Annotated in this window: 5 protein-coding genes and 1 pseudogene; 1 reads left to right on the forward strand and 5 read right to left on the reverse strand. The window is 59.6% G+C overall.

Annotated features, from left to right (window positions below):
• Positions 1-161: 161 nt before the first annotated feature.
• The 5 genes from WCA53_RS24635 to WCA53_RS24655 are packed head-to-tail and all read right to left on the reverse strand — an operon-like array spanning position 162 to position 5661.
• Positions 162-1274, reverse strand: coding sequence for an MraY family glycosyltransferase (locus WCA53_RS24635; protein ID WP_423916598.1), 1113 nt, complete (start codon positions 1272-1274; stop codon positions 162-164).
• Positions 1275-1330: 56 nt separating this feature from the next.
• Positions 1331-2365, reverse strand: a complete 1035-nt coding sequence (galE, locus tag WCA53_RS24640; protein WP_423916600.1) for a UDP-glucose 4-epimerase GalE — start codon at positions 2363-2365, stop codon at positions 1331-1333.
• A 23-nt stretch (positions 2366-2388) separates the two neighbouring features.
• Positions 2389-3540: a glycosyltransferase family 4 protein gene (locus WCA53_RS24645; protein WP_423916602.1), complete on the reverse strand. Its 1152-nt coding sequence runs from the start codon at positions 3538-3540 to the stop codon at positions 2389-2391.
• A gap of 58 nt (positions 3541-3598) precedes the next feature.
• Positions 3599-4408 carry a glycosyltransferase gene (locus WCA53_RS24650; RefSeq protein WP_423916605.1) on the reverse strand — a complete coding sequence of 270 codons (810 nt, stop codon included), beginning with the start codon at positions 4406-4408 and terminating at the stop codon, positions 3599-3601.
• Entirely contained in the window at positions 4405-5661 is a 1257-nt protein-coding gene (locus WCA53_RS24655; protein WP_423916607.1) for an oligosaccharide flippase family protein, read from the reverse strand. The genes WCA53_RS24650 and WCA53_RS24655 overlap by 4 nt, the downstream gene beginning before the upstream one ends.
• Before the next feature lie 452 nt (positions 5662-6113).
• Here WCA53_RS24655 and WCA53_RS24660 point away from each other — a divergent pair.
• A pseudogene (locus WCA53_RS24660) lies at positions 6114-6337 on the forward strand (phosphomannomutase/phosphoglucomutase); the annotation flags it as partial.

Here is a 6337-nt window from a genome sequence, read left to right on the forward strand (position 1 = left end):
CTCAATCCTAGCCCCACACTCGCCGCGAGCAGCACCCCCTCCGCCCTCGCCGCACACTCACCGCTAGCAATGCCGCCCGAACCTCCTCCGCCCAACACTGCCCCCAAACCGCCAGCGCACAGCACCCCCCAAACCCTTCCCCAAAGCGCCAGCGCGCAGCACTACTTCTTCCCCGAATGCGCTCCGCGCCTAAAGACCATCCACCGTGGTGATTTAAACCGCACAATACTCGCGTAGAGCCAAACGTAAGTAAAAACAAACACCACGACAAAGCAAAACAAATGCACCGTATGGCGCCAAAACAGCGTAGCGGGAATCACAGCAACCAAACACAGCAACCAGAGATACGGCGAAGTAAGAGAATTTCGGCGCGTAATTTCACGCGCATTCTGCGCACCCACGGCCCATCTCATCAGCCGCTTATAAACCAGCATATGCAGATGAACCCCATCCGGGATCCCCGGCGAAATTCCGCGAATAAATTTCTTCCGATAAATCGAAAAGCAAGTCTCGAATATCGGATACATAAACAGCAAAACCGGAAACCAGGCGGAAACATCGCGATTGCGCATCACGAGCGCAATGGATAATTCGCCCAGCATGAACCCGATAAAATACGCCCCGCCATCGCCGAGGAAAATAAGCCCGGCCGGAAAATTCCAGATAAAGAATCCAATCACCGCGCCCATCATGATCAGGGAAGCGGACAGCACCACCGGATCGGAAACCTGAAATGCGACATAAGCAAGCGAAGCAAACATCATCACGGCGACCATGGACGCGAGGCCGTTAAATCCGTCGATGATATTGATCGCGTTGGCAAGCGCCGCGACAGCAACAACAGTCACGAGACAGGAAATAACGCCATAGGTCAGCAGAAAATCCAGTGGCGGAACGCTGATCCGCGTAACGGCGATGCCAAGCAAAAAATAAGCGCAAACAGCCGCTGCCATCGTGCAAACCAGCCGCACAACGGGCGTGACCCGCTTGGTCAGGTCCTCAAGAAGACCGGACAAAAACGCGGGCATTCCGCAAGCGACAATCGCCAGGATCCCATTCGACACAGCCGGGTAACTCCATCGCAACTCGGTCGCCGACACCACCAGTCCAATCAGAATTCCAACGCCCCGAATCCGAGGCACGGGCCGCGCATGAAACTTCTGTACGCCGATGAGATCGGTATCGCCGAGAATGCCTTCGTGCAAATGCGCAAACCGCACGACAAACAGCGTGATGGCCAGTGAGACGAGAAAAGCGAGCGCAAAGCTGAGCATGAAAAATAATCACTGAAAAAAGGACGCTTCTAAAAGCGTCCCTCAAGCCGAAAAATTCAGGCAAAACCACGAGGATTTTGCGACTGCCAGCGCCAATGATCGGCGCACATCCTTTCAATACCATGTTCCGCACGCCAGCCAAGCAATTTCGCCGCAGCTGCAGGGTCGGCGTAACACTCGGCGATATCCCCGGGGCGGCGTCCCACGAGCTCATAGGGAACCGGCTTGCCCGAAGCCGCTTCGAAGGCCTTGACCACGTCGAGCACGCTATAACCCTGACCGGTTCCCAGATTCACCACAAAGCTGCTGTCGAGCGATTCGAGTGCATCGATGGCCGCAATGTGGCCGCGCGCCAGATCCACCACGTGAATGTAGTCGCGCACACCGGTGCCGTCAGGAGTGGCATAGTCGCTGCCGAAAATACGCAAACGCTCCAGCTTGCCCACGGCAACCTGCGCCACATAAGGCATCAGATTGTTCGGCACGCCCGCCGGATCCTCACCGATCAAGCCACTTTCATGCGCGCCAACCGGGTTGAAATAGCGCAATGTGGCGACCCGCCAGGCTGGATCGGAAATTTCCAGGTCGCGCAAAACCTGCTCGGCAATGAGCTTTGACTGGCCGTACGGGTTCGTCGCCGACAGCGGAAACGACTCGTCGATAGGCACGCTCTTCGGTATTCCATAAACAGTGGCCGACGAGCTGAACACCACGTTCTTCACGTTGCGCGCGCGCATTGTGTCAAGCAGGACCAGCAAGCTGTCGATGTTATTGCGGTAATACTCAAGCGGTTTCGCGACCGATTCGCCGACCGACTTGAGCGCGGCGAAATGGATCGCGGCGGTGATGGGGTGCTTGTCGAAGATCTGGCCGAGCGCGGCTTCGTCGCGCACATCGGCCTGATAGAACGCCAGTTTCTTGGCCGTTATCTGCTCGACACGCGCAAGCGATTGCGCGTTGCTATTGACGAGGTTGTCGATCACCACGACGTCGTAATTCTCATTGAGCAATTCGACACAGGTGTGCGACCCGATAAAGCCGGCACCGCCGGTCACGAGGATCGTGCCTTTCACGTTTGAACTGCCATTCATTAGTGATGCTCCCGGAGGATGATTTAGAGTGAAACGCCGGTAACTGCGCGTATTGTGCCTTTATACCGGTCGACGACCGCGTTTTCGTCGAATTCCCGCGTGACCTTGGCACGTCCCGCGACGCCCATCGCAGTCCGCGCGGGATGGCTCAGGAGCAGCATGCGTTCGAGTTGTTGCGCGAGACTGTCAGCACTTTTCACCTCGCACAGGAATCCGGTAACGCCGTCTTCCACGACTTCGCGACACCCGGGGACGTCGGTGGCGACAATCGGGCGTCCCATCGCCGATGCTTCCATCAAGGTCCGCGGCACGCCTTCTCGATACGACGGCAACACCACGCAATCCGCGTTTGAAACAGGCTCGCGAACGTCGTGCGTCTCGCCGAGATAATCGATGACGCCTTCGCGCTGCCATGCATCGACTTCGGCGCGCGTGATCGCACTCGGGTTGTCGACGCCGACTGGTCCCAGCAACTGGAAACGCGCGTACGGATACTGCACGCGCAGCCGACGCGCGGCATCGACGTATTCCGCCACGCCTTTATCCCACAGCAAGCGGCCAATTAAAATGAAAATAAAGCCGTCGGCGGACGGGTTGACGCGCGGCAGCGGGGAGTAAGCGTAGTCGTTCAGATCGACACCTTCCCCGTGCAGCAAACGCGCGCGCTCCGGGTGAACGAGCAGGTTCTGATCGATGAAGGCCTGGCGATCGTCCTGATTCAGGAACCATACTTCGCGCGGAAAACGGAACGCGAAACGGTACAGCTTCTTTGCGACATTCGCCGTCCGGCTCTGCTGGATGAACACATAGCCGAGACCCGTCGTGACTGCAATCGACGGCACGGCCGCCAGTTTCGCCGCGACCGAGCCATAGATATTGGGCTTGATCGTGTAGTGAAAAACCAGATGCGGACGCGTAGCCCGGTATTCGCGATACAGCGCCGCGAGCGTTCTCAAATCGTCGCGAGGGTTCGTCCCCTTTGAGGCCACCGGCAACTCCACGCATCGGCAGCCCATTTCTTCGAGGAGAGGAAAGGTGCGATCGCGCGGCGCAAGCACCGTTACCTCGACGCCGCGCGAAACCAGCATACGCAGCAAGCCGCGTCGATAGGTATGGATGGCCCACGCCGTGTTGCATACCAGCGCGATGCGAAGGGGCGGCGTTTCTGCGGTCATTTCTGCGTTTTTATGTTCATAAATAAGGCGTTCGTAAGTCGTCGTAAGCTCAAGGACATCAAGCGCCTAGAAGTCGCGTTTTCAGCGCGCGAATCGTGCCGTACGGCAACACAAGATGTGCGATGCTTTTCGCCATGCCCACCCAGTCGGGCAGGTTCGTCCAGCGCAAATACCGCCATTGCAGGCGCAATGTGGACAGGATTTGCGTGCGCCGTTTCGTGGCGCTGATGCCGTGCTCATTGAGTTCGTAATACACACCGAATTCAGGCAGGTTCGCGCATTCATGGTGCTGCGACAGGCGCAGGATCAAATCGAGGTCTTCGGCCGCCCGATAGTCCGCGCGATAGTTGCCGGCGGCGATTACATCGGCGACGCGCAGCATCATCGAAGGGTGGGTGAAGCACGAACGCATCAGCATGACGCGGCGAATGGCGGCCGGATCGGTGGGCGGGCGCAGGTCAAACAGCGGCGCGCCCTCCCTGTTCACCACGTGCGTCCACATGCCGAGCGCGGCGGTTTCCGGATGCGCTTCCATATAGCCGCGCTGCTTTTCCAGCCGATATTGCGTCGCGAGATCGCCCGCATCGATGCGCGCCGCGTACTTCACACCGCGCTCGGCCAGCGCGGCCATTCCCGCCGCCAGCGCTCGCTCAATCCCGCCATTGCGCGGCAGGCGCAGCACATCGATTTGAAGATTGGGCACCGAGGGCGCGACGATCGGCGGCAGGCTGCCGTCGTCGACGATCAGCACTTTCACCGGCGCGCGTTCGTAAAACGACGCCAGCGTGCGTTCCAGATCGCGTTGCGCGTTGAAGGCCGGAATGAGCACGGCGACGTCGTCTAGAGTGAGAGTCGTGAAAGCCGTCATGCGCGTAACCGGAAACGGATGTAGTAAAAATTCACCGATGCAGCCGCGAGATAACCCGCCGCGATCCCGACCAGCGCGCCGTAACTTCCCAGCCGCGGGATCGATATCAGGTTCACGCCAAAAGCCACGGCCAGCGCCAGCAGCCACTTCGCGAGCAACACGAACTTCGCCTGGTACTTCAGCACGACGAGATTGCCGATCGCCTCGATACCGGCGGGCACCGAGAGCCACACGGCCCATCGGAAGATATCGATGGCGCCCGTATAAGCCGGCCCGAACACGTGCGAGATGATGAACCCCGCGAGCAGGTCGAGCACGATCGCGCCGCCGATCATCAGCGCGGCCGTCATAGCGATCAGCCGGCCGATGTTGCGCCGGAGCTGTGCGACATCGCTCACGCGATAGACAAACGCCGGCGCGATGGTCTGCGCGAGCATCAACGCAAGCGTGATCCAGTTTTCGTTGAGCTGCTGCGCGGCGGAATAGCGGCCGAGATCGGCGAAGGAAATGGCGCGTTCGAGCATCAGCCGGTCCAGTTTCAGGAACAGGTACATGCAGATCAGGCCGAGCCAGAACACCGTGCCCGCACTGGCGAAATGGCGGAACATCGACCGGTCGACGTGCCAGCCCAGCTTGCCGCCGCGCCGGTGAATGTAATACAGCATCAGCACGCCGCCGATCGCCGCCGCTTCGAGCGCCCACAGCCAGCCAAAGCGGGCCGGACTCGCCGCGGTCCGCACAAGCAGGAACACGAGTGCGGCCTTGAGGATCGCGGTCACCATGCTGGTGAGCAACTGCGGCTTGCTGTACGTCATGCTTTGCAGCCACGCGTTGATCACGCCGACAAACGGTTCGCGAAACAGCATGGTCACGGCAAGTCCGGCGAGCATTGCGCCGACGAGGGGATCGGTGAAACCCGCGGCAATGCCGATCCACGTCACGACCAACGCCGCCGCCGATACCCCCATGCGCAGCACGAACGCGCTGCCCAGCACGGTGCCGAGTTGGCTGGGATCGCGATGCACGATGGTCGGCACGAGAATCTCCGCGCCGCACACCCAGGTAATCGGCGCAAGCACGAGCAGCAGCGTATTAGCGTATTGCCACTTGCCGAAGACATCGGGACCGAAATAGCGCGCAAGCAAGCCGCTGATCGCGATTGCAACGGCAATTTGAGTGAGACGCTCGAGACCCAGCCAGACGATATTCGCCAGCGCCTTCGTGACGTCGGGATTTGCGTGGCGCCTTAGCATGCGCCGCGCTTGGTTGCTATTACGGGCATGTCAATTGCTGGAGTGCACCGGGCACAAGCCGCCGGATTAGTGGCGCGATGTGTGTGCCTGTGTGCGCTACCCCGCGCGTACCGGTGACGTTTGTCATGTACAGCAAATGAGCGTCGGTGCATTGGATTAGAATATTTGCGCAGCTTCGCGCGGAAAGATTGCGATTATAGGTGTGAACCTCGGGCGCACACCCCGGGTGCGAACCGTAACGCGCAATATCCACGGTAGAGATTGCGCCAAAAGGCAGGATTCGACCCTGAGCCTCAAGCGAATTTCTTTCGTTATTTTTTCGCGTGTCGTCCGGTATTGTTGCTCCGTCGATACAAGAATCCGCCTGGTGCGGGCTCTAGCATGAGGTCCGCGTGACCCGGGAAACGTCGGGATGCCCGGAATCCATTCAATTATTAGCAGGTAGCCATTCCATGAGCCACTCACCGCAATCATCCGCTTCAACGCCTGTCACGCAGTCCATTTTCAAGGCATACGATATCCGCGGCATCGTGGGCAAGACCGTCGATGCCGGCGTCGCCCGCAGTATCGGCCGCGCGTTTGGCAGCGAGATCAGGAAGCAGGGCGGCGACTCGGTCGTCGTTGCCCGCGACGGCCGCCTGTCCGGCCCGGAACTCGTCGGCGCGCTCGCTGACGG

Origin of the sequence: Caballeronia sp., from assembly GCF_049581465.1 — a bacterium.
Taxonomy (GTDB): domain Bacteria; phylum Pseudomonadota; class Gammaproteobacteria; order Burkholderiales; family Burkholderiaceae; genus Caballeronia.